Genomic DNA, 25929 nt, shown 5'->3' on the forward strand with positions numbered 1-25929 from the left:
TTATTCGGTAAGTGTTGGTAAAGCCCGGCGGTGAGATTCTTTTGGGGATTGGTGGTTTGTGCTTGGTGCTAGTTGGTACACTGTCGCCCTTTTGTAAAACCTCTCACTCGATACATCTCCCATGCAAGAACCGGCTAGTTCAATTCAATTCGCCACTCCCGCGCCTTTCGAGAAGAAAGTCGTCTGGTCATTGGCGGCGCTCTATACCTTCCGCATGTTTGGTTTGTTTATGTTGCTGCCGGTGATGGCGCTCTATGGCACTGAATATGCGCATCACAGTCCGTTTCTGTTGGGCTTGGCACTGGGCGCTTACGGCTTTAGCCAGGCGCTGTTGCAGATTCCTTTTGGCGTTTTGTCGGATCGCATTGGTCGCAAGCCACTGATTCTGGTGGGGTTGATTGTATTTGTGCTGGGCAGTGTAGTGGCGGCGCTGGCGGAATCGGTGTACGGGTTGATTCTCGGGCGCTTCCTGCAGGGCGGTGGTGCTATTTCTGCGGTGGTGATGGCGTTGCTCACGGATCTCACGTCGGAAGAGAATCGCACCAAGGCCATGGCCACTATCGGTGCGTCTATTGGTGTGTCCTTTTCGTTGGCCATGACTGCCGGGCCCTTGTTGGCGGCCTGGGGCGGTGTATCGGCAATTTTCTGGCTGACGGCCGTGTTGGGTGTGGTGGGTGTGTATATCCTGCTGAAGTTGGTACCCAATGTGGCAGACACTGTTCGCTCCAAGCGGGAGGCGGTGGCGGTGCCTGCATTATTGGGTAAAACCCTGTTGCACCCGCAGTTGCTGCGCCTGAATGTCGGTATTTTTGTGCTGCATTTTGTCTTGATGTCGAGCTTTGTGGTGCTGCCGCTTATGTTGCAGGATCAACTGCTCATCCCGCGTGATTATCACGGGCTAATTTACTTCCCGCTGTTGGCTTTCGCTTTTGTGCTGATGCTGCCATTTGTGATTATCGCGGAAAAACGCCGCAAGATTAAAAGCGTATTCCTGCTGGCGGTAGGGCTGTTATTGATTGCCGAGCTGGCCCTGATGATAGTGGGCGGCAATCGATTTTTTGCCTTGTTCGTGCTGTTTATTTTTTTCATCGCCTTTAACGTACTGGAGGCGACCCAGCCATCGATGGTGAGTAAAATTGCACCGGCAGGTGCCAAGGGAACGGCCACGGGGATTTACTCAACCTGTCAGGTATTAGGTGTATTTGGCGGTGGTGCATTGGGTGGTTGGCTGTTGCAAACGCAGGGCGCTAACGCCGTGTTTTTACTCAATGCCCTGTTGGTAGCCATATGGCTCGCGGTTGCCTGGTCGATGAAGCCGCCGCACTTTTTGGCCAGTGTGTTGATTCCATTTAATGGGCAGGATCAACAGGCGTTGGCCGATAAACTGCGCGCCGTTGACGGTGTCGCCGAGGTGGTGATTGTCGCTTCGGAAAACACGATTTACCTCAAGGTAGATCAGCGTCGTGTGGATCGTAAAATGCTCGCGGCGATTGTGGATAAGCAACCGTCCCTATAGTAGAGTGTCGCAACCCCTGTGGGGGCACTTAAACAGAAACTTGAAAGCTGCCGAAGTACAAAAAACAGAAGGCAGATACCCGGTAAACAAAGAGGAATCGATTATGGCTCGTGGTATTAACAAAGTAATTTTAATTGGCAATATCGGGCAAGACCCGGAAGTAAAATACATGCCTTCCGGCGGTGCCGTGACCAATGTCAGCGTAGCCACCTCGGAAACCTGGAAAGACAAAAACACTGGCCAACCACAAGAGCGCACTGAGTGGCATCGTGTGGTATTTTTTAATCGCCTGGGTGAAATCGCCGGTGAATACCTGAAGAAAGGTTCCAAAGTGTATATCGAAGGTTCCTTGCGCACCCGTAAATGGCAAGCGCAAGACGGTAGCGATCGCTACACCACCGAGATTGTCGCCAGCGAAATGCAAATGCTGGATGGCCGTGGTGATGGCTCAGGCATGGGCAATGCGATGGGTGGTGCGGCCGCCATGGCGGGTGGGTTCGATCAAACGCCCCAGTACAATAATGGCCCGGCACAAAACGCCTACAATCAAGCGGCTCCTAAACCCGCAGGCAATAATCAGGGCGGCAATCAAGGTGGTTTCGGCCAGCCAGCAAATCGCCCTGCACCGCAACAAAATGTACCGCCGCAACCTGCCGGTTTTGATTCATTTGATGACGATATTCCCTTCTGATCGCGCAGCAATGCGTTAATAGGATTAAACAGGGCGCACTTGCTACCAAGTGCGCCCTGTTTTGCATCTGGCCATTGGGTTTTAGCTGTGCCGATTTGATTATTAACAATAAAAAGAGGTTTGTATCATGACGCTATTTCGATTTTCCCGAGCATGCTTGGGGGTGGTCGCGGGTGAATTACATCGCCTTGGATATCTACTGCTTGCCTGTTGTGCGATGTTTTCATTGGCTGGTAATGCCAGTGAGGCGTTGCCCGCACAGCAAGCGGTAATCAAGATGTGGAATGGCAATAAAACTGCCTCGCGCCAGCAGTATGAGCGCGAGGTGTTGGTGTTGGCATTAAAGGCGAGTAGCAAGGTGGCGGGCGATTGGATGCTGGAGGAGGACGTGACTGATTTTCCTCGCGCAGAAGACGAGGCCAGTGTATTTCGCACCAAAGGGTTTGATATTTTTGGCACAGTGGCTGGCAATAGCAAGCTGGCAAATGAAGCGAAAATGATAATTCCCCAGCCGTTGATGAAAGGGCTATTGGGGCACCGCATTTTAATTATTCGCGCGGCAGACAAAAACAAGTTTGCAGCAATTAAAACACCGGCACAGTTGCAGCAATTTACCATGGGAATTCCTGCTACCTGGGCCGATGCAGCGCTGTTTCGCCACAACGGTTATCCGGTGATAGAGAAGGGCAGTTTTGACGATTTATTTGTGCGTTTGCAAAATAAAGAATTCGATTATGTAACCTTTGGGGCAAATGAAGTTGATGGTGTGTTCAAGGAGCGCGCTGCGGCGTCGGGACAATTAATCGTGGAGCCATCGCTGTTGGTGTATTACCCCTTTCCGCTGGTGTTTTATGTGAATCCGGCCAATCCGGCACTGGCCGAGCGCGTTAGCCGCGGTTTGAATAAGATTGCAACAAACGGTGAACTGGATGCGTTGTTTGAACGTTATTTTGGTACGCAATTGCAGGCAATCGGACTGAAGTCGCGCACAAAAATCACGCTGGAGAATCCGATATTACCGGCTGACATGAAAGACTTTACGCCGTCGCTTTAAGTTTAAGTTGCTATACCTATAAGGGATGCTGATGTAGTATCCCTGACTGACATCACCCAAAAAATAATAGATCCACTACAACAACAATAGCATTATAGCGAGGGTCGCACAGTTGAAAGACGATAAACCTACATCCTTTGATATTGCCTATCGCGCGGGCGTATCACAATCAACCGTATCGCGCGCGCTGCGTAACAGTCCGCTGGTCAATGAAGAAACGCGTCTGAAAGTGCAACAAATTGCGCGCGAACTCAATTACAAAGTGGATAAAAATGCGAGCAGTTTGCGCTCCCAGCAAACGAAAACAATTGCACTGTTATTGTGCGAACATCACGGTACAGGTAATTCCCTGATCAATCCTTTTTTCTTGTCGATGGTGGGCAGTATTACGCGCGCCTCAGCCAATCGCGGATTTGATTTGCTGATTTCTTTCCAGCAATTCAGCGAGGATTGGCACGCGGATTATGAAGATGCCAACCGCGCTGACGGTATTATCTTTTTAGGCTATGGCGATTACGAAACCTTTGTGAAAAAGCTGACCTATCTCACCGAAGTGGGAGCCCATTTTATTACCTGGGGCCCGGTGTTGGAGGGGCAGCCCGGTGTATCCATTGGCTGCGATAATTTCAACAGCGCTTATCATGCGGCGCAGCATTTGATTGGCCTTGGCCATAAAAATATTGCTTTTTTAGGTGATGTCTCCGAGCACAGCCCCGAGTTTGCCGATCGCTATCACGGCTTTTGTAAGGCTTTGCAGGAGGCGGGTATTGCGGTAGACCCGCAGTTGCAAGTAGCTGCCGAAACCTCCGAGGCAGAGGGCTACAAAGCGACCATGAGTTTGCTGCAGCGCCGTGTGCCTTTTGATGCGGTTTTTGGTGCGAGTGATTTAATTGCGATTGGTGCCATGACGGCATTGGAAGAGGCTGGTTTGCATGTGCCTAGGGATGTGGCGCTCATGGGGTTTGATGATATTCCAATGGCCGCCTATACCCACCCGCCACTCACCACGGTGCAACAGGACACGCAGTTGGCGGGCGAATTATTGGTGGAGAATTTATTAAAACTGGTGAGCGGTGAACGGCCGGAATCCCTGTTGTTGCCAGCAAAATTAATGGTGCGTGGTTCGTGTGGTGCCAAACCACTTAAAGCCTGACATCGGTTAGTAAAAAAAGCCCGCTGCAATGGAATGTGCAGCGGGCTTTTTTATGGCGGCCAGTGCGAAATATTAATGTCCTTGCGGAACTGGGGCTGCATCGCTGGTGGCGTTGTTGTCTTGCACAAAATACACGGACAGCGCCCCGAGAATCATAAATACACCCGCCAGCATGACGATATAAATCGCTTCATTGTGGAAGACATATTTCAAAATTTGCCCCGCAACCAAGCCCGACACAATTTGTGGTGCAGCAATGGTGAAATTAAAAATGCCCATGTAAACGCCGGTTTTATCGGCAGGCAGGGAACCCGCCAATATCGCGTAGGGCATGGCGAGAATGGCTGCCCAGGCAATGCCGATACCGATCATGGGAATTAATAAATCCAGCGCGCCCTGGGGCACATCCACTTGGGTTATCAATAAATCCACATGCACTATATCGGCGTTTTGAAACAGGATAAAACTCATATAGCCCAAGCCACCGGCGAGCAGTGACAGTGAGTAGGTAAGCTTGCGCCCCAAGCGGTTGGCGATGCGTGTGAGCACAATGGAGAAGAGCGCTGCAAATAATGAATAGGCGGCAAAGATAATCCCCACCCAGTCGCCTGCGGCGCCCTTGGCGGCGGCAATTTCGGACGGAATCGTTTCCAGCGAGTGCAGGTAATCTGAGTCAAACCATTTGGCTTCTATACCCCAAATATATTGAGTGATGGCCGGGGTGGTGTAGACCCACATAATGAATAACGAGAACCAGGAGAAGAACTGCACTATCGCCAGTTGGCGCATGGTTTTCGGCATGTTGACAAACAGTCGCCAGAAATCGCCCAGGCGTTTGAGCAGGGAGGGCTTCACGGCGGGCGCTACGGCGGCGGTCAAGCCTTTGTAGCGGTTGTACTCTGCCGGGGCATATTCTTTGGTGCGAATAACGGTCCAGAGCACGGTGAGGAACAGGGCGCTGGCGCCTATGTAAAACGCCCAGGTGACGGTAGGTGCCACTTCGCCTTTGGGGGCGGTATTTTCCAGCCCTATGACATTGGTCAGCACAAACGGCAGGATGGAACCAATAACCGCGCCAATATTAATCAGCAGCGCTTGAATAGAGTAGCCGAGGGTGCGTTGCTCATTGGGGACCATGTCTGCCACTAACGCGCGGAAGGGCTGCATAGTGACATTGAAGGCGCCATCCATTAAGGCCAGCATCAGGCCGCCAAATAACATGGGGGTGATGAAGGCAACAAAGAGTGAGGCATTGGGCATGAGCAGCATGCCGAGGGCAGCGGCAATTGCCCCGCCCAGAATGTAGGGGCGGCGACGGCCAACACGGTTCCAGGTGCGATCAGAGGCGGCGCCGACAATCGGCTGCACCAACAGTCCCATAATGGGCGCGGCGAGCCAGAAGAGGGAGAGAGAGTGCAAATCGGCACCCAGATCGGAGAGCACACGGCTGACGTTGGCGTTTTGTAGCGCAAAACCGAGTTGAACCCCCAGAAATCCGAAACTGACGTTCCAGACCTGCCAAAAGGGAAGGGTGGGTTGCTTCATTGTGGACTGCCTTTGTTATTGGTTTAGTTGAGTGTAGTTGTCGATTCTTATTAACCAAAACCCGCGTACCGATCCTCTCGGTACGCGGGCTTGGTGGCACCAGGCTCGTTACTTCACATAGCGCGCTTCAGTGCTGTCGTTTCTGTCCCACACCTTGCCGTCGCTATAGCTGCGCAGCAGTTTAATGTATTCCGCGTGGGTCCAGGCTAAGGGGGTGGCGCCGTTGGTGCCTTGGCCCAGGCGATAGTTGTAAGTGTCGTTGTTGCCTACACCATCCCATACTTGCTCTGGCAGCATCATGCCCTCGTTGGCAAACAGCTCCATGGCTTTGACATAGGTATTGCGCAGGGCGTTGATATCGACACTGGCATTGGCTTTTGCCAGTTCGAGTTCATAGTGCCCGCGCTCGCCGGTAAAGAAGGGCCAGACGCGGCCGCGGCCATCGGTAGAGTTGTTGGCTTCCACATAGCCTTTGCCAGCGGTGATTTCTTCACCGTAACCGTCTATACCGTAACGGCGCCAGCCGGGGAATGTGCCCTCTACACCGGGGAAGGTGAATTCATATTTGGTGCGCAGCAAGTCGGGCAGTTTGAGGTTGTCGTACTCGGGGATGGTTTCCAGTACATGCTTGTCGGTTGCCGCGCGTACACCGTAGCGCACCAGTTCCAGAAAGCCGCCATCAATAACCTGGGATTCATCGTTGATCACCTGCGCGTTGCTGGTGCCCAGTGCCGAGCGATCATTGGGGTCTTCGTTGGCGTTGATGCGCAAATAGTACTGGCCGTTACCCAAATCGCCAGTGAGTGAGCCATTGGTGGTAAATGTTTTGGCTTCCAGCTCGCTGGAATATTTATCGGCGGCTGCAAGGTATTTGGCTGCGCCTTCAGTGTCGCCCGCTTGGGTGGCGATATCCGCCGCCGATACCAGCCCGGCGATAATCGCCGCAGTAGTTGAGGGCGAATAGCCTTGCTGCTCTTCCCAACGCTCTTGCTGGGTATAGGGCGGTTTGATGGTGGTGTCGTTCCAGAGGATTTTCACCTGACCGCCGTTCACGAGGAAGTCGGCTGCAGGCTTGAGCATTGTGTTGTACCACTGGGTGATTTCGGCATCGCTGAAAATGCCTTCCTTCCACAGGCGCCAGCCGAGCATGAGTGGCATACCGGTTTGATCCAGTTGTACGCCTACCCATTCCACTTCGCCATCCACATGGGTTTTTTGCAAGAACCAGCCGGGTGTGCCGCTGTAGCCTGCGATTTTGTCACTCGCCTGAATTTTTTCCAGATATTCAAAGGCGATACGCGGTGACTCACGATCACCCAACGCGAGCATCGCCATGGCGACTTGATAGAAATCGCGCGGCCAAACCGCTTTATAGCCGGTAGCGGATTTCTCGGCAGATTTGGTATCGCCCCAAGGGTTGGATAGGGAGGCGATAAAGGCGCCGGCGTGGGTTTTGTCTTCTTGCGCTTTTAACACCATGGCGCTGGTGTAGGCCAGCTTGCCGCCGTCAGTCGCCGTGGCAGAGAGTTTTTCCAGTGCGGGCAGGGTTTGTAAAAAGTCACGCCAGCCGATGGCATCGCCGTCACCGTTGTAATGCGCCAGTACCTTGTCATAGCCCTTCGCCAGGGTTTGCTCGGCAGCAGCGGTACTGTCGGTTGGTGTTTTCCCAAAACCTAACACCAGATCCCATTGCGTACTCGCACCGGATTTCACCTCAGCAAGCTGCAAGGTCATGGCGACGTTGCCCTTGCTGTCGCCGGTAGTGTTGTAGGCTTGTGTGAGTGCGCCATGCTGTTTAAGGTCGGCGATACCGTCGGATACGCCTTCAAATCCTACTGTACTTTGCGTTACCTGAGCGGTGGTTTTGACGGTCATACTGGTGTCGCCATCGGTCGCGATCCACACGCCATCCACAGAGCGGGCGCTGTCATTACTGCCGGTGTTGGCAATAGACGGATTAACATAAACGTAAGGTGTTACATCGGCGGTCAGTGCACGGAATTGCACGCGCATCATCAAGGTTTGTGAATCCGGATCGGTAAAAATGTGTTTTTCAATTTCGTATTTTCCCTCTTTATCGCGATTCACAATTTTGTACGCGAGGGATTGTGGGCGACCTTGATCGTCAGTAATTAAGTATTCGACAGTGGAAATCGTGTCTTTCTTTTCTTCGTCGAGGAAACCATCACCTTTCACAAAAAACTGCAATTCTTGCAATTGGGCTTCGTGGATCAGGCCATACATGGTTTCTGTTAACACGCCCTGCGCGATGGAAAACCACACTTTGGAGATGGTGCCGGTTGCGCCAGTATCTTTGTAAGCGCCATCGGTGTATTGCTCGTAAGACGTACCTATACCGGTTTTGCCCGCGTAAGACCAAACAGCGGCATTGCCGGGCGCGCCAGGTGCTACAGCAGAAGGTGCAGTGGAGGTTGATGTTGTGGATGAGTTATCGGAGCAGGCGCCGAGCAAAAGGCTGCTGCTCACCAAAATGGCGAGTAGTTTTTTTTTCATCACAGAATCCTCGTGTCGATATCACTATTAATTATTGGTGTTCTGCTACAGCCTGCTCTTCGCTATATAAGCTCGATCATTCATTGCAGAAATGACTATTGAGTCACATTAGGTGTTGGGGGGATTCAACTCAAGCAAGTGCATACGTATTCACCTTGCATACGTATGCAGTCGTGCCATGTGGCTGTTTATTGGCGCAATTCAAAACGCCACCGCATTTATGAATACGTATTCTATGGCTTTTGTAACGATAAATAACATCACAGCGATCTGCATACGTATGTAGTCACTTGGCGAAAAAAGGGCGCTGGCGTATGTTGGTATTACGCAATACAAACGCACTGTGCGCGTTTGTGACATTAATAAAAAACAGAGATTTCCCCAATGACAACAACTCCCTGGTGGCGCGGTGCCGTGGTATATCAGGTATACCCACGTAGTTTGATGGATGCTAACAACGATGGCATCGGCGATATTCCCGGTATTATCAGCAAGCTCGACTATATCGCGAGCTTGGGGGTGGATGCGATTTGGGTGTCACCTTTTTTCAAGTCGCCCATGAAGGACTTTGGCTACGACATTTCCGACTACCGCGATATAGACCCGATTTTTGGCACCCTCGCTGACTTTGATGAATTGATTGCCAAAGCCCATGCGCGCGGCATTAAAATTATTATCGACCAGGTGCTCAGTCACACCTCGGATCAGCACGCCTGGTTCTCTGAGAGTCGAGAATCGCGCGACAACCCCAAAGCCGATTGGTATGTGTGGGCCGACCCCCTGCCGGACGGTACGCCGCCCAACAATTGGCTCGCTATTTTTGGCGGTTCAGCCTGGGAGTGGGAGCCGCGTCGCTGCCAATATTATTTGCACAACTTTTTAAAATCCCAGCCGGATTTAAATTATCACTGCCCGCAAGTGCGCGAACAAATTTTGCAAGAAGTGGAATTTTGGTTGCAACGCGGAGTGGATGGTTTGCGTCTGGATGCGATCATCTTTTGCTTCCACGACAAACTGCTGCGCAGCAATCCGGCCAAACCGGAAGCAGAGCGCAGAGGGCGCGGTTTCCGCGAAGATAATCCCTACGCCTTCCAGCGCCATGTTTATGACTGCGATCGCCCGGAAAACCTGGAATTTTTGGAATCGCTGCGCACCTTAATGGATCGCTACCCTGGCACAGTGACCCTGGGTGAAATCGCCTCGGAAGATTCACTGAAAACCATGGCGGAATACACCGCCGGCAACTCGCGCTTGCACATGGCTTACAGTTTTGAATTGTTGGTGGATACCTTATCCGGCACCTACATTCGTGAAACAGTAGAGACCCTGGAGAAAAATTTATTGGAAGGTTGGCCCTGCTGGGCGATTGGCAATCACGACGTGGTTCGCTTTATGTCGCGCTGGGGCGGCAAAGACCAATCGCCACAATTAGCCAAAACACTCAATGCGCTGTTATTTTCATTGCGCGGAAGTGTGTGCAGTTATCAGGGCGAAGAATTGGGTTTGATTGAAGCGCAAATTCAACAACACGAATTGCAAGATCCTTACGGCATTACTTTCTGGCCACGCTTTAAAGGCCGCGATGGTTGTCGCACGCCTATGCCATGGAATCACACCGAAACCTACGCCGGTTTCTCACAAGTTAAAACCTGGTTGCCGGTGCCCTCGGCACACAAAGAGCAAGCGGTGAGTTTGCAGGATAATGATCCCTCATCCATCCTCAATGCCTATCGCCAATTTATGCACTGGCGTAAAGACCAGCCTGCACTGCGTTTGGGTGATATTGCCTTTGTGGCTGATGCAGACAATTATTTGGTATTCAAACGTCACTATGGCAACGACACATTGCTCTGTGCATTTAATTTTTCTGCGCAAGAAAATACAGTCACTCTGGATACAACATACCAACTGCAAGCGGCGGAGGGCCATGGTTGTGCAACCACCTCAGGTTCGTATGAGCGACTCACTATTCCTGCGCACGGCACCGTCATTGCACGGGTGATGTAATCAAGTCAACAACAATGGGTATCGGTCAATATTAAAGAGGGCATAGACCCTCTTTTTTTATGCCTGTCATTATTCAGTGCTGTTAATGAAGAGCTGAATTGCTAATTCGGTCATCGCTACAAAAACAAAGTTCACCTTATTCATGTGACTGCATACGTATGCGGAGGTTTGAATACGTATGCATTCTATTGTGAGTGTCATCCTCCAACGCCTACTATCCCCGCAACGACAGAACTGTGCAATTTGACAAGCATTACAAAAAACGGACTGTTGTCATTACACAATGTTAAAAATAAAAGTAGATTTCCTGGAGAGAATAAGACCATGAAGAAGCAAACCTTTAATCACATGCTGGCATTAGCAACCACTATGGCGCTTGTGTCAGGTTCACAAGCGGTTTACGCACAAAAATCAGCAGATGCTATTGAAGAAGTACTGGTAACCGGATTTCGTGCCAGTTTACAAAATTCTATTTCTGCAAAACAAAATGCAGATACTGTTGTTGAAGCCATTTATGCGGAAGACATAGGTAAATTGCCTGATACCAGTATTGCAGAATCTTTAGCGCGTTTGCCCGGTCTTGCCGGTGAACGTCGCGATGGTCGTACCAGTGGTATTTCTGTGCGTGGTTTTAATGAAAACTACGTAGCAACTACCATGAATGGCCGCGAAATTTTAGGTATTGGCGATAACCGTGGCGTTGAATACGATTTGTATCCATCAGAAATTATTGCCGGTGCAATGGTGTATAAAACACCAAGTGCAAATCATGTGAATCAAGGCTTGGGTGGTATTGTTGATTTGCAAACCCTGCGCCCGCTGGAAAAAGATCGTATTGTCAGCATCACCGGCAGCTATGAAATGAATGACCTGGAATCTGCTAACCCGGATTTCGATGATAAAGGCCATCGTGTTGCGTTTACCTATTCCGATAAATTTGCAGATGACACTGTCGGTGTTGCTGTCTCTATTGCCACTATGGAATCTCCCAGTCAGGAACAACAATTCCGTGCATGGGGTTATGCGGATGTGAACGCATCAACCGTTGGTCTGGGTGGCCATGATTCTTATGTGCGCTCTTCATTGATGGATCGCGATACCTATTCAGCTGTTGTGCAATTTGAACCCAATGATCAATTGAGTTTGACTTTTGATGCGCTCTATATTGATTTTACTGACAGCAAAGTATTCCGTGGTGTTGAAGAAGGCACTATTTGGGGCGGTGATGCAGTAACCAATGTGCACGCCACTGTCGATAATGGTTTGGTAACTTCCGGTGAATGGAGTGGTTTCCACAGCGTTATTCGCAACGATGGCGAAGTGAAAGACGGTGAACTCACCACCTTTGGTTTTAATGCTGAATATCAATTAAATGATAATTGGGCGTTAACTCTGGATGCAGCAAGAGGTGAATCCTCAAAAGACCTGATCAACATGGAGAGCTATTCCGGTGTTGGTCGTGCAGGCACTGATACACAGGGTGCACCCGCTGCGCGTTCTTATGTGCTGAATTCAAAAGGCGTGATGTTCGGTCCGCATTCAACCATTGCAATGCCTGATTATTCCGATGCATCCATTATTCGTTTGGCTGGCCCGCAAGCTTGGGGCGGTGCAATTGCCCCGATCGTTGGCGGCAACAATAATGCGCAAGACGGTTTTGTAAATAACCCGCTGTTTGAAGAAGATTTGAATACCTTGCGTTTACAAGCAGAAGGTGATGTCAGTTTTTCTATTGTTAACGGCGTAGAGTTTGGTGTGAATTATTCAGACCGTACCAAATCCAAAGTTAACTACGGTGCCTTCCTGATTGCTCCCGGTTTTTATGACACAAACGGCGTGACGATTGTCGGTGGCGATATTGCTGTTCCGGAAGAATATATTGTTGGCTCTGCCGATTTAAGTTTCCTCGGATTAGGTAGCATCTTGGCCTATGATGGTATCGGCCTCTATAAAGATGGCGTGTACAAAGAAATTGACGCAGGCCAATATGAAACGGCACGTAAAGGCGACAGCTACGAAATCTCTGAAAAAATTACTACGGCTTACGGTTTGGCAAAATTTGAAACCGGTATTCTGAGCGGTAATGTTGGTTTGCAAATTGTGTCTTCGGATCAAAGCGCATCCGGCTTTGACACCTATACCGGCAACGACGGCACTGTGGTGACAACAGCGACTACCGATGGGGACAAATACACTAAGTTGTTGCCAAGCCTGAACATGAACTTCCAATTGACCGACGATCAGGTTGTTCGTTTTGCTGCATCCAAAACCGCATCGCGTGCGCGTATGGATTCGATGAAACCAAACAACACCATCGCCTTCTCCTTTGACCAGGCTCGCCGTCAAAGTAGTGACCCGGAGTTTAGTGCATGGAGCGGTTCTTCTGGCAATGCGACTTTAAAGCCAATAGAAGCGATACAAACGGATATTTCTTATGAATATTATTTTGCCGCCGATGGTTTTGTATCGGTCGCCTATTTCTATAAGGATTTGCAAAACTGGCATTTGACCAGTAGCGTAATCACGGATTTCACCGATTATATTATTCCCGGATACCACGACGCTGGCATTCCTACACTGGTTTCAACCAGTGGCGTTACCACCGCAATTGTTGAAGCCGGTGCTGGTTACGTGGCGGGTAATGAAGTACAAGTCAGCTTGCCTTTCCATATTTTTAGCGATGCATTGGATGGCTTTGGTGTAACTGCAAGCGGTACTTTCCTGGATGGCGAAATTGATTACAACGGCGTTACACAGCAGATTCCTGGCTTGTCAAAAGAGTCCTATCAACTGACGGTGTACTTTGAGCGCGGTGGTTTTGAGTTCCGTGTGAGTGGTCGTAAGCGTGATTCCTTCCTGACAGAAGAGCGCGGTGTCAGCTTGTCGTTGGTGCCCATTGTTGACCAAGGCGCCGAGCTGTGGGATGCCCAAATTGGTTATGACTTCAGTGAATCCGGTGTGCGTGGGTTGGAAGGCTTGACAATCACATTGCAAGCGCAAAACTTTACCGATGAAGACACAGTTACCGCTGCCGCTGATGATGCCCGTCAGGTCAGTAAATACCAATACTTTGGTGCTAACTATCTGTTAGGTTTCAACTACAAGTTCTAAGCTGCCTCGGCTTGTGATGTGATCAATAAAAAACCCTGCTGGCAGTTTGTCAGTAGGGTTTTTTTTCAGATATCAATTAAGGGGTATGGGAGGAGATTTTATGAAAAAAATAATAGTGTTTCTGGCGTTATGGACAATCTCGGCCGCGAGTATTGCTGAGCCCTATTCAGTTCAGCGTGTGGAGCCCGCCAATTGGTGGGTTGGTATGAAATACCATCAGGTAGAATTGTTGGTTTATGGCGATAATATTAGTGCAACAACGCCAGCTATTGATTACCCAGGCGTTGCTATCCTTCATGTAAAAAATGCCGATAGCCCCAATTATTTATTTGTCACTATCGATATAGCAGAAAATACAAAACCCGGAACATTTCCAATCAATTTTGTGCTTGATGGAACAGTACAAAGCCGTTTTGATTATCAATTGTTAGCGCGCGAAAAAAATTCTGCCCAGCGTCAGGGCTTTTCCCCCAAAGATGCTATTTACCTGATTACACCGGATCGCTTCGCTAACGGCGATAGCAAAAATGATGCAGTGCCCGGTATGTTGGAGCAACCCAATCGCGCTTACAAAGGTGGGCGCCATGGGGGTGATATTGCAGGTATGGAACAACAGTTGAATTACATTGCGGCGATGGGCTTTACCCAAATTTGGCCCAACCCATTAACCGAAAACAATATGGAAAAATATTCCTATCACGGTTATGCCGCAACAGATCTGTACAAAATAGATGCGCGCTATGGAACCAACGAGGATTTTAAACGGTTTGTACAAAAGGCCCATAAAAAAAGCATAGGTGTTATTCAGGATATAGTGCTCAATCACATAGGTTCCAATCACTGGTGGATGAAAGATTTGCCCGCAAAAGATTGGTTAAATTTCCCCAGTGAATATCAGGAGACCAATCATCGTCGCACCACTGTGCAAGACCCTTATGCGGCACCTGCCGACAAAGAGTTATTTGTCAGTGGATGGTTTGTGCCCACCATGCCTGATTTAAATCAACGCAATCCGCATTTGGCCAATTATTTAATTCAGAACAGTTTATGGTGGGTTGAGTTCGCCGGCTTAAGTGGTATTCGTGAAGATACTTATGGCTACGCTGATCAGGCATTTTTATCGCGCTGGGCAAAAACCATTATGGACGAATACCCCAACTTCAATATTGTTGGCGAAGAGTGGAGCGCGAATCCTGCAGTGGTTGCACATTGGCAGCGCGGTAAAGTCAATGCCAGTGGCCATGTGCCTTATATGCCCAGTGTGATGGATTTTCCAAATCACGAAACCCTGCGCGAAGTGCTGCTGGAAAAAGAAGCCTGGGATAAAGGCTGGGTTCGCCTGTATGAAATGCTGGCCAATGATTTTGTGTATGCCGACCCCTTTAATTTAGTGATCTTTCCCGAAAACCATGACACATCGCGGCTGTATTCCTATGTGAATGAAGATGTTGATTTATTTAAAACAGCGATGGTGTATATGGCGACCATGCGCGGTATTCCCCAGTTTTATTATGGATCTGAAGTGTTGATGACCAGCCCGCGTGAGCGCGACGATGGCGCCGTGCGTGCCGATATGCCGGGTGGGTGGAAAGGTGATGCTAAAAATGCCTTTACCGGTAAAGGTCTGAGCGCAAAAGAGCGGGATATGCAACATTATTTAAAAACCTTGCTCACCTGGCGAAAAACCTCAGCGGTTATTCATAAAGGAAAATTGCAACATTTTTCACCGGCAAACGGGTTTTATGTTTACTTCCGTTATTTGGATAATCGTGCTGTTATGGTAGTGCTCAATAAAAATGAACAGGAAGGTTCATTGGATTTAAATCCATACCAACACTTTTTAGCGGGTAAGAAAACAGCGCGCAATGTAATAACGGGAAAACAGGTTACGCTGGGTTCTGCATTGGTATTGCCGGCAAAAACCTCGGTCGTTATTGAATTGCAGTGATGCAATAGGTGGGAAACTATCCGGTTTAGGGTTTCTTTTACTGCGCCAGTCAATATTGGCTGGCTATTTTCAGGTGTCACTTATGAATGATTATAAAAAAATAATTACCGCCCTGACAGGTATATGCGTGGTGAGTATTGTTGCGCTGGGACTGGTTGGCTGTAATCCATCGCCACCTCCGCCGGTCGAGCAAAACAAAACAGTAACGTCAGGTAAGCCTGTTGTATACCAAATATTTACCCGCCTTTATGGCAACACTAACTCCACCAATAAACCCTGGGGAACCCAGGAGGAAAATGGTGTTGGTAAATTTAACGATATTAACGAGGCCGCACTTAAATCGATAAAAGAATTGGGTGTTACGCATGTGTGGTTCACCGGTGTTCCGCATCACGCTGTCATTCGCGACTACACCGCTTACGGCATCAGTAACGATGATCCTGATGTAGTGAAAGGTCGCGCCGGTTCACCCTATGCGGTGAAGGATTATTACAACGTTAACCCGGATTTGGCGGTTGACCCTGCACAACGCTTACAAGAATTTGAAGCGCTTATCGCTCGCACCCATGCACAAGGTATGAAGGTGATTATCGATATAGTGCCCAACCATGTTGCGCGCCATTACGAGTCATTGAGCAAGCCCCAGGGTGTAGAGAATTTTGGTGCGCGCGATAATGTGACTGTGGAATACCAGCGCGATAATAATTTTTATTACGTGGTGGGCGAAAATTTCCGAGTGCCAGAGGCGCAAGGAGATTATCAGCCGCTGGGTGGAGAATCTCATCCCCTCAGTGATGGCCAGTTTGATGAGAAACCGGCGAAGTGGACCGGCAATGGTTCGCGCTTGGCGCAACCAAAATTTGATGATTGGTATGAAACCGTAAAAATCAATTACGGTGTACGCCCGGATGGCACCAAAGATTTTCCTGAATTACCCGCAGATTATGCGCAAAAAGACCTGCTTGCTCACGCCCAATTCTGGCAGGGTAAAGACGTACCGGATTCCTGGATCAAGTTTCGTCAAATTGCAGAATATTGGTTAGCCAAAGGTGTGGATGGGTTTCGTTATGACATGGCAGAAATGGTGCCGGTAGAGTTCTGGAGTTATTTGAATTCAGCGATCAAACAAAAAAATCCCCAAGCCTTTTTATTGGCTGAAGTCTATAACCCCGCCGAGTATCGTAATTATATCCGCCTGGGAAAAATGGATTACCTTTACGACAAGGTGGAAATGTACGATGGTTTAAAAGCGGTTATGCAGGGTAAAAGCAGCACCGACGTTATTGCGCAGGTGCAAGAAGGCATGAGCGATATTGAAGAACATATGCTGCACTTTTTGGAAAATCACGATGAACAGCGAATTGTCAGCCCCGAGTTTGCCGGTAGCGCCGAAAAAGCCAAACCAGCAATGGTGATATCCACGCTGATTAGCCGTTCACCAACCATGTTGTATTTTGGTCAGGAAGTTGGTGAAACCGGTGCATTGGATTCCGGTTTTGGCGATCCATCGCGCACGACTATTTTTGATTACGCCGGTGTTCCTGCGCATCAACGTTTTATGAATGGTGGAAAATTTGATGGCGGGCAATCTACGGCGGAAGAAAAAGCGCTGCGGGAGTTTTATCGCGGTGTATTGAACTTGTCTCACACTGATGTGATTGCAGTGGGCGATTATCAGGAGTTGCACAGCCACAATATTAACGCTGGCCAAGGTTATAACAATAAGTTGTTCGCTTTTACTCGTGCAACCCATGCTCAGAAATGGATTGTCATTAGCAATTTTTCAGCGCAAAAAAGCGGGCCGTTACGCTTGTCATTACCCGCGAGCTATGTGACGGCCTGGGCACTGGACAAGCCGGTGTATGAGCTGTCGCCCCAGCTTGCACATCACTCACAATTTTCAACCTTGGCTGTTAATGCAGAAGGGGCAAGTGTTGAACTTGAGTTAGCGCCCTATGACTCTCTGGTACTGGCGATAAAGGGCAGTAAATAAAATAATTTTTCGCATGGTTTACATCAATAATTATCTCTACTCCTGTAAGACATATTGGTTAGTGACAGTTTATGTAAGCTGTTTTTAATAGGCCTGTGCAGGCCGGGCCTCTGTTGCGAAGTAGCACATATGCCCGGCTTTTTTTTGCCAACAAATATTTAATAACACTGATTTAATTAATGCTGCCGATCGCTTGATATGTGAAGCATGTGTTTCCATGTTCTGTGCTTGTCTGTGATCGCCCAATAATCCCAACTGTTGAGTGACGCACAAAGTGTTACTTTTCTTCATGTTTTTTGCTTTTGCATACGTATGCAATTTGCGTTTTTTTATTCCTCGTTTTTTGCATACGTATGTAGTTTGCGAATTAAATTTGCCCCTCATAGACTGATTAATAACACCCGTCCGTGTTTTTTTATTTTGGTTAATAAATATAACAACCGTATTTTTCAATGTCTCTGGCCGCTGTTTTTTGCCAGTCAGCCTTACTCAATGTATCCGTTTTAATGTTCGAATCTGTTGTAAAAAATAATTAAATGGGGGAAATCAAATGAAGTTCAATTCGCGAAATGAATCCGCGCGAAAAGCACTAGGGCTAGCTGCACTATTGCTTGGCTTATTCGCACTCAGCTCTTGTGGCGGTGGTGGCAGTGGCACCAATAACAATGCCGCTGAATTACCAACCTGTCGCGACCCACAGGTCTTGTTGGATAACGGTGTGTGCGGCGATCCGCGTCCGCCATTTGAATTGCCTGCATGCCCTGAGGGAACTATTCGTTCCGGCGCTGATTGCATAGTGCCCGATTTCCCCGTGCCGGAAAGATTGGCAGGGCCAAATGAAGCGGTGATCTTCGTTAATATTGAAGGTACTGCCGATGAAAAAAATGCGGCGTTCGCTTCATACAATCTGCACTTGTGGCAGGCTTGTGGTAATGGTTGGGGCAGCTCCGTAACAGACGGTAATAATACTACCTATGCTATCCCCACAACTTGGCCAAATGGTCCAGGTGTTGCCAGTAAAAATGACGGTGCCGTGGGCGTTCGTCACGATCCTTACTATGGTGCTTATTTTGTTATCCCTGTCAGTGAAACAGGGACTTGTGGTAATTACATTATTAAAACTCCCGGTGGTGCCGCGCAAACCAACGACTTGTCGTTGACGATTAAGCGCGATGGTGGGGATTACGAGCGCATGGCGTGGATCATTGTTAACGCCGATAACATGCGCAACAGCCGTGTGAGCAATGTGCCTATTTGTATCAACGATGTGTGCAGCCTTGAGCGCCCGTTGTTGAGTATCAGTGATGTGGAGGCGCACTGGATTAGCCCGCACACTATTATTTGGAATCGCTCATTTACTGCGGATAAACCCGTGAAGCTCTATCAGTCCGCCGCTGGAGGCATGGCGCCGGATGCAAGCGGTAACCTTCAGGGTGGTGAGTTATTTGCCACATTGAACGCTGGTCGTCCAATGACTGATGCAGAAAAGGCTTTGGTTCCTCATTTGGCCGATTATGTTGCCTATGATCTCCCTGTAGAAATCAGTATCGACAGTATTAAAGCTGCGTTGAAAAACGAGTTGCTGATTGTTGGCCGTTTCGATTCTGTTGAAGAAAATGAGCAAGGCCAAACCGTTACTGTTGAGCGCGGCCGAGCGACGCGTTTGCAGTTGCCTCATGTATTGGATGCGCTTTATGCCGACAGTGCCGCCGATGAAAAATTGGGCGTTAGCTATGGCTCCGGCGTAACCGCCAAGGTATGGGCGCCTACCGCGCAAAATGTTGATCTGCGCGTTTTCTCTGGCGATCCCTTGCGTGTATCTGCCACCTTGCCAATGACATTTGATGCAAATACCGGTGTGTGGAGTGTTACTGGCAGCGTTGCGGAATTGGATCGTAAGTTTTATCGCTTCCGCGTGACTGCATTCCATCCATTACAGAAAGCGGTGCGTCGCCTTGAAGTGACAGATCCTTACTCTGTATCGCTCTCCACGAATGGTCGTCATTCCCAGTTTGTAAACCTGGATGACGTAGATACCAAGCCTGCCGGTTGGGATGGCCATTTTATTCCTGAAGTGACGGCGCCAGAAAACATGGCAATTTACGAAGCACATATTCGTGATTTCAGTATTGATGATGCCAGCACGTCAACCAGCTATCGCGGCAAGTACCTTGCCTTTACTGAATCCAATTCCGTACCTGTACAGCATTTGAAATCCTTGGCAAATGCAGGTTTAACACACGTGCACCTGTTGCCGAGTAATGACAGCTCTAACATGAAAGAGGATTTTGATGGTCAGGTGAATTTGAACAGCTACATCCTTGAGCTTTGCCAGCGTGTACCTAATCGTGCTGCGGTCAGTGTGTGTGATGGCTCTGTGCCTAACAACTCTACTGTGCGTCAAGTGTTGGAAAGTTATGATCCACAAACGCCTGCTGCCCGTGAATTGATTGCCGCTATCGCCGATTTGGATGGCTTTAACTGGGGTTATGACCCTCAGCATTTCAATGCACCAGAAGGCACTTATTCAACCAATCCGCAGGGTTTCACTCGTGTAAAAGAAATGCGTGCGATGAACATGGCTCTGCATGAAATGGGGCTGCGCGTGGTGATGGATGTGGTGTACCCACATACTGTATCGTCTGGGATTGAGGCTGCAAACTCAGTGTTCGATAAAGTGGTTCCCGGCTATTACTACCGTGTAAATCCGGCTACTGCAGAGGTGGAAACTGGCACTGGCGCCGGCCCCGATACCGCAACCGAACACCGCATGATGGGCAAGTTTGTTGCTGACTCTGTTGTGCAGTGGGCCGAGCACTACAAAGTGGATGGCTTCCGTTTTGACCAATCCGGTTATATGCCCAAGTCTGTATTGGTAAATGCCTATGAGGCAGTAAAAGCTGTTGATCCTGATAACTACTTCTATGCAGAAGCCTGGACTCCGGGCGGTGGTTCATCCGGTGATCGCATTGCTGAGCGTGCAGTTCAGGAGGCGCTTGCTGGCACTGGTATTGGTACCTTCAATGATCGTATCCGCAACCCATTACAGCAAATGGCGCTGATCAATGGTGGTAATGTCGATGCGATTCGTGCCGGTCTGGCGGGCAACCTGAAGGACTTCAAACTGAAGACCAAATCCGGTGCGGTGATTAATGCTTCTACCGTGGGTGCTTACAACCTGGATCCACAAGAAGCGATTAACTACGTTGAGAAGCACGATAACGAAACCCTGTGGGACTGGATGCATCGCCCGGGTGCTGTGCCTGCCGATATGTCTATTGCCAACCGCACCCGTGTTAGCAGTCTGACGCTATCTGTACCGGTATTGAGCCAAGGTGTTCCGTTTGTACAAATGGGTACCGAGCTGCTGCGCTCCAAATCCATGTCGCCTAACAGCTATAACGCGGGCGATTGGTTCAATAAGGTGGACTTCACCAAGCAAACCAACAACTGGGGTGTAGGCCTGCCGCCAGAGCTGCGTGATGGCATTACTGATGACTATGTAAAAGGTGTGTTTGCCAACCCGCAAACCAAGCCTGAGCCAAGCCATATTGAACAAGCATCTGCTGTATTTACCGAGTTCCTGCGTATTGCCAGCGGTAGCCCGCTGTTCAGTTTGCAAACCGCCGAGCAGGTGATTGACCGTGTTGGCTTCCACGACGGTGGCAAGACACAAGTGCCAGGTTTGATTGTGATGAGCATTGATGATGGTGTGGGCACCGTTGCCGGTACCGAGTCAACGGCACGTGCTGATCTTGATCCTGCGGTAGACGCCATTGTGGTTGTGATTAACGCGACGGCGACAACGCAATCGCCCACTGTCAAAACAGCCGCGGGCTTTACCCTGCACCACATCCAGCAAAACTCTGCGGATGCCGTGGTGAAAACCGCCAGTTTCGCTGCCGAGGGTGATGATGGTGTATTCACTGTGCCTGCCTACACCACCGCGGTGTTTGTAAAAACCCAAGCGGGTGCCCAAGGCGCTGGCTTGTCGGCAACGGCAACCCTTGGTTCCAGCGTTGCTGTGCCATACGGTGATACTGCTGTTTATGTCCGTGGCAATGTTTCGCCTGGAGGATGGGATCCAGTTGCTACCAACCGTCTGGTATACGAGGGCGATGGCATTTACTCGGTATTGTTAAACGTGCCCGCCGGCGCTGAAATTATCTTCAAAGTTGCTGAAGCGGGCTGGAGCATGCCCAACCTTGGGTCCACTGCGATTATGGAGATTGGTGACACTATCACCCTGACCCAAGGCAGCAACGACAACATTCGCATCAACGTCCCAACGGCCGGTACCTATCGCTTTGTGTTGGATGCATCGGAAAGCACCACGGCGCCAACCCTGACAGTAGAAAACCCTGATGTGTATCGCGATGTAGCCGTATACCTGCGCGGTACTGTCACCAGTTGGGATACCACCACCAGTGCCAACCAATTCGTGCATGAGGGCAATAGTGTCTACGCCATCAGTATCCCCTTGGCAGTGGGCGATGACTTTATGTTCAAGATTGCCTCTGCAAACTGGAGCACGGTGAACCTGGGGTCAGCTACTCCGGTGGTACTGGGTGAAAACGTCGCTCTGACCCAAGGTAGCAATGACAACCTGATGCTGGATATTACGGTAGCGGGCAACTATCGCTTTGAGGTAGATGCGCGCAACCCTGACGCACCAATAGTGAAGGTGTACCGCGAAGATCTGTTTGCCGCTACCCCGATTTACCTGCGTGGCACTGTGTCATCGGCTGGCTGGGGTGATGCTAACAGCATCAACCAAATGACCTATGCCGGCAAAGGGTTGTACACCAAAACCCTCACTATGGCTGCAGGTAACTACGAGTTCAAAGTGGCCGAGGCAAACTGGAGCAACCCTAACCTTGGTGGTTCAGCTGTCGTCCTGGGTGAGCCTGGCGAAGTCACCCAAGGCTCTAATGACAATATCGGCCTCTCTATCACAACGGCCGGGGATTATCGCTTCACGCTCGATACCCGCAACCCAAATGCCATCACCATCCGTGTTGATGCGCTGAATTAATCGGGCCAGCTCCCCCTGCGCGGGGGAGCCTTGAGTGATAGTAAAAACAGATAACGAGCTGAGATAAAGCACATGAAAACATTTACTGTAAAGCCGCTGGCTGCTGTTGTTTCCGCCTTGGCAATGGCATCCCTGTCACCCGCCTTGCTGGCTCAGGATACTGACGCCGATAACGGGCCACAAAATCCATCGCTGGTTGAAGAAGTCATGGTGACGGGTTATGCCCGCTCCATCCAAAACAGTATTGAAACCAAGCGCAACGCCGATACCGTTGTGCAGGCGATATCCGCTGCTGACCTGGGTGGTCTGCCGGATGTCTCGATTGCCGATGCCTTGGGCCGTGTGCCCGGTATTACCGTGACCCGCTCTGGCGGTCAGGCCGGTACCATCCAGGTTCGTGGTATGGGCGAAGGCTTTGTATTCTCCACGCTGAACGGTCGCGAGCAGGTATCGCCTAACGGTACCCGCGCCATGGAGTTCAGCCAATTTCCCTCCGAGTTGATCCAGTCGGTAGAAGTCTACATGTCGCCCAAGGCATCGCTGATTGAAGGTGGTGTGGCAGGCTCGGTCGAATTGAAAACCGCCAACCCATTGGAAATGACGGAAGATCAAAAAGTGGTTGTGGGCGTACGCGGCAGTTACAACGACCAGGCAGATGATATTTATGGCGCCGAGCCCTACGGCCAGCGGTTTTCGCTGTCCTTCCAGAAAAAACTGTTTGACGACAAGCTCGGTGTTGCACTGGGTTATGCACGCTTGGTGCAGCCGCGTTCAGCGACCCGCTTTGAGCAGTACAACTACGAAGCTGCTCCCTACACCTTGGTAGAAGGCAAGGGGTTGGAAACCACCATTGTTGATAAAAACTTCAATGCGGTAGCAACCGACAACCGCCCGTCAGCAGTGTTTATGGCGGAAGGTTTTGAGCTATTCCAAACCGGTGGTGAAGAGACTCGCGATGGTTATGTGGCTGCCATACAGTTTGAGCCTACCGACAGCTTGTCGATCCAGTCCGACGTGTTCTATTCAAAATTCGAGTCAGATAGCTACTCGCGTGGCTTCCGTATTCAGCCGTTGCGTAATGCACTCACTAACAGTTTGGTGCTGTGGGAAAACCAGGCCGTGATCGGTGGTGCATTTGCGGTAGACGATGCGGCGGCAGATTCCCTGAATTTGCAGGTCAACAGCAATGACGTAACCCAAACGAACGAGCTTCTGTCCGGCGGCTTGAACATTGAATGGCAGCAGGATGCACTGACAGTGGCACTTGACCTCTCGCACTCGGATGCCTCCGGTGTGCAAGCGGACGGTGTGGTTCGTGCGCACCTTTATCGTCCTATCGAAAATCCTGTTCCCGGCGGTGCGACCTTTGAGCGCGACCCGGATCAATCCATGACCTATTTGCTGGACGGCATCAATTTGCCCAGTGTCAGCTTGAGCCGCGATTACGCGTCTTACGGTGCCGATGGTGTCAGCAGTTTGCGCATGACTAACTATGAACGCTATCCACGCATTAACGATGACAAAATCAGCGCTGCGCGTTTGGATCTGAAATACGATCTGGAAATGCCAGTGATCAAGTCGGTGGAGGCGGGTGTGCGCCGTTCGGAGCGCAACCATAAAGATCGTCGCCAGGTATTTGTCTATGGCGATCTTGCGCAATACGATCAGGACTTCCCACTGGAGATCAATACCAGTAATTCGGACGTAGTGAATTGGAAAGGTGACTTCTCACACTTCCCGTCCTTCCTCGCAATTGATGGCGACAAAATCATCCAGAACGCCGTTCAGCAGGGGCTGGTGTTGGATAAGGGGGTAGAAGTGCTTGGGGAACCGGGCAAGGTTTATTCTCCGCGCTCCATCGACCCCAAGGCTCGTTGGACCGAAGGTCGCGATTGGTCGATGAAGCAGCGCTCTGACATCGATGAAAATGTGGATGCGATTTACCTGCAAGCCAATTTGGAAACCACACTGTTTGATCGCGACCTGGTAGGTAACATAGGTTTGCGCCATGTACGTACCGAGCAATCCAGCGTGGCTCTGGTGAACGTAAACGGTAATGCAGAGGCAGGTGCAGTTACCATTTATGACGAATTGGGCAATGCAGAAGGTAATTACGCTTATCAAACCCTGGGCACTGAATACAGCCACAATTTGCCATCGCTGAACCTGAATTACAGTGTGGCGGAAGACAATCAGTTGCGTTTGGCGGTTGCGCGCGTCCTGTCGCGTCCACCCATCAACCGTTTGGCTGCGCCGGATTCCGAGGGTTCGGTAACGGTAGAAAACGAAACTACGCCCGTGTTCAACTACGGTAGCAACACCTCGCCGTTCTTAACGCCATTTATTGCCGATCAGGTTGACTTGTCCTACGAGTACTACATGCCGGACACCAATGGTGCGTTTGTTGTTGCGGTGTATCACCGTGAAATCAAATCCTTCATTCAGGATATTACCTACGAAAACTTTGATTTCCGTGCAGCCGGATTTGATGTGCCGGATACCTGGGTAGTCAATGTTGGTGGGCTGGATACGGAAGTGGAAGTACAAAACGGCGACTACTCCACGTCCATCAATAACCTCGATGGTGGCTTTATTCGCGGCTTGGAATTGTCCTACACCCAGACCTTCAACTTCCTGCCTGAATTCTGGCAAGGGCTGGGGATTAGCGCGAGCTACTCCTTGACCGATTCCGAAATCACCGTCGCCAATCCGGTAGAAGGTGTGAGTACTGGTGCGACCTTGCCATTCCCTGGCCTGGTAGAAAAATCAGCGAACTTCACCTTGTTCTATAGCTACGGTGGTTTTGAAACGCGCTTGTCTACTACCTTCCAGGATTCGTTTGTGGGCGAGACGCGCAATATCAACTTGCAGCCCATTGTCTATGCACCGGAAACGCTGCTGGATTATCAAGCGGCCTACAAGTTTGATAATGGATTGGATCTGGTATTTTCCATCAGCAACCTCACCAACGAGCCCAACAGAAGTTATATGTTTGATGAAGAGCTGACACGTACCCTGCAATGGTTTGGTCGCACTTTCTACATGGGGGCTAACTACACCTTCTAATCTTTTAAAGGGGTGGCGATACCATGGCCGCACATGACAATGTGCGGCCTTTTTTATCGCCAAAAAAACGCTTACATACGTATGTATTTCGCGGCAGCAGATGAATACGTATGTAGTCCATTGAGGCGCAATCTGATAAAGCCTAGTATGACTTTATTGCATGAGTTCCCCGAGTATTGTTGTGGTGTTGGGTTTTAACTCCCTCTGGGTTTGCGCAATCGCTAGCTCCATCTTTTTTGTTGTATATCGTCGCTGTTGATGATTCGGCGCAGTCCTTTGACTGCGCCATTTTTTTT

The 25929-nt window shown here is 49.8% G+C and carries 12 protein-coding genes; 10 read left to right on the plus strand and 2 right to left on the minus strand.

From position 1 onward, the window contains the following. Positions 1–121: 121 nt before the first annotated feature. The 4 genes from B0D95_RS18115 to B0D95_RS18130 all read left to right on the plus strand — a co-directional run bounded on the left by B0D95_RS18115 (position 122) and on the right by B0D95_RS18130 (position 4414). A complete protein-coding gene (locus tag B0D95_RS18115; protein WP_078045171.1) occupies positions 122–1516 on the plus strand; it encodes an MFS transporter in 1395 nt (464 codons plus the stop codon). A 103-nt stretch (positions 1517–1619) separates the two neighbouring features. Further along, complete coding sequence (gene ssb, locus B0D95_RS18120) at positions 1620–2207, plus strand: single-stranded DNA-binding protein (protein ID WP_078045172.1); 588 nt, start codon at positions 1620–1622, stop codon at positions 2205–2207. A 127-nt stretch (positions 2208–2334) separates the two neighbouring features. After that, positions 2335–3261 carry a transporter substrate-binding domain-containing protein gene (locus B0D95_RS18125; protein WP_210403646.1) on the plus strand — a complete coding sequence of 309 codons (927 nt, stop codon included), beginning with the start codon at positions 2335–2337 and terminating at the stop codon, positions 3259–3261. Between the two features lie 112 nt (positions 3262–3373). Continuing rightward, complete coding sequence (locus B0D95_RS18130; RefSeq protein ID WP_078045173.1) at positions 3374–4414, plus strand: LacI family DNA-binding transcriptional regulator; 1041 nt, start codon at positions 3374–3376, stop codon at positions 4412–4414. A 72-nt stretch (positions 4415–4486) separates the two neighbouring features. Here B0D95_RS18130 and B0D95_RS18135 read toward each other — a convergent pair whose 3' ends face one another. Together B0D95_RS18135 and B0D95_RS18140 are read right to left on the minus strand one after the other, a co-directional pair. Continuing rightward, on the minus strand, positions 4487–5959 hold the full coding sequence (locus tag B0D95_RS18135) for an MFS transporter (RefSeq protein WP_078045174.1): 1473 nt from the start codon (positions 5957–5959) through the stop codon (positions 4487–4489). A gap of 108 nt (positions 5960–6067) precedes the next feature. Further along, the gene (locus B0D95_RS18140) at positions 6068–8473 is read right to left on the minus strand and encodes a glucan 1,4-alpha-glucosidase (protein ID WP_078045175.1); all 2406 of its coding nucleotides are present in this window, start codon (positions 8471–8473) and stop codon (positions 6068–6070) included. Positions 8474–8857: 384 nt separating this feature from the next. Here B0D95_RS18140 and B0D95_RS18145 point away from each other — a divergent pair, with 384 nt between their 5' ends. The 6 genes from B0D95_RS18145 to B0D95_RS18170 all read left to right on the plus strand — a co-directional run bounded on the left by B0D95_RS18145 (position 8858) and on the right by B0D95_RS18170 (position 25633). Further along, entirely contained in the window at positions 8858–10480 is a 1623-nt protein-coding gene (locus B0D95_RS18145) for an alpha-glucosidase family protein (RefSeq protein ID WP_078045176.1), read from the plus strand. Between the two features lie 324 nt (positions 10481–10804). Next, positions 10805–13591 (plus strand): TonB-dependent receptor, encoded by a 2787-nt coding sequence (locus B0D95_RS18150; protein WP_078045177.1) that lies wholly within the window; start codon positions 10805–10807, stop codon positions 13589–13591. A gap of 100 nt (positions 13592–13691) precedes the next feature. Beyond that, on the plus strand, positions 13692–15539 hold the full coding sequence (locus tag B0D95_RS18155) for a glycoside hydrolase family 13 protein (RefSeq protein WP_078045178.1): 1848 nt from the start codon (positions 13692–13694) through the stop codon (positions 15537–15539). 82 nt (positions 15540–15621) lie between these two features. Further along, complete coding sequence (locus tag B0D95_RS18160) at positions 15622–17532, plus strand: alpha-amylase family glycosyl hydrolase (RefSeq protein WP_078045179.1); 1911 nt, start codon at positions 15622–15624, stop codon at positions 17530–17532. Between the two features lie 550 nt (positions 17533–18082). Beyond that, a complete protein-coding gene (locus tag B0D95_RS18165; RefSeq protein WP_168172479.1) occupies positions 18083–22567 on the plus strand; it encodes an alpha-1,6-glucosidase domain-containing protein in 4485 nt (1494 codons plus the stop codon). A gap of 72 nt (positions 22568–22639) precedes the next feature. Further along, on the plus strand, positions 22640–25633 hold the full coding sequence (locus B0D95_RS18170) for a TonB-dependent receptor (protein ID WP_078045180.1): 2994 nt from the start codon (positions 22640–22642) through the stop codon (positions 25631–25633). Positions 25634–25929 lie beyond the last annotated feature (296 nt).

The sequence above is a fragment of the Cellvibrio sp. PSBB023 genome (assembly GCF_002007605.1).
Taxonomy (GTDB): domain Bacteria; phylum Pseudomonadota; class Gammaproteobacteria; order Pseudomonadales; family Cellvibrionaceae; genus Cellvibrio.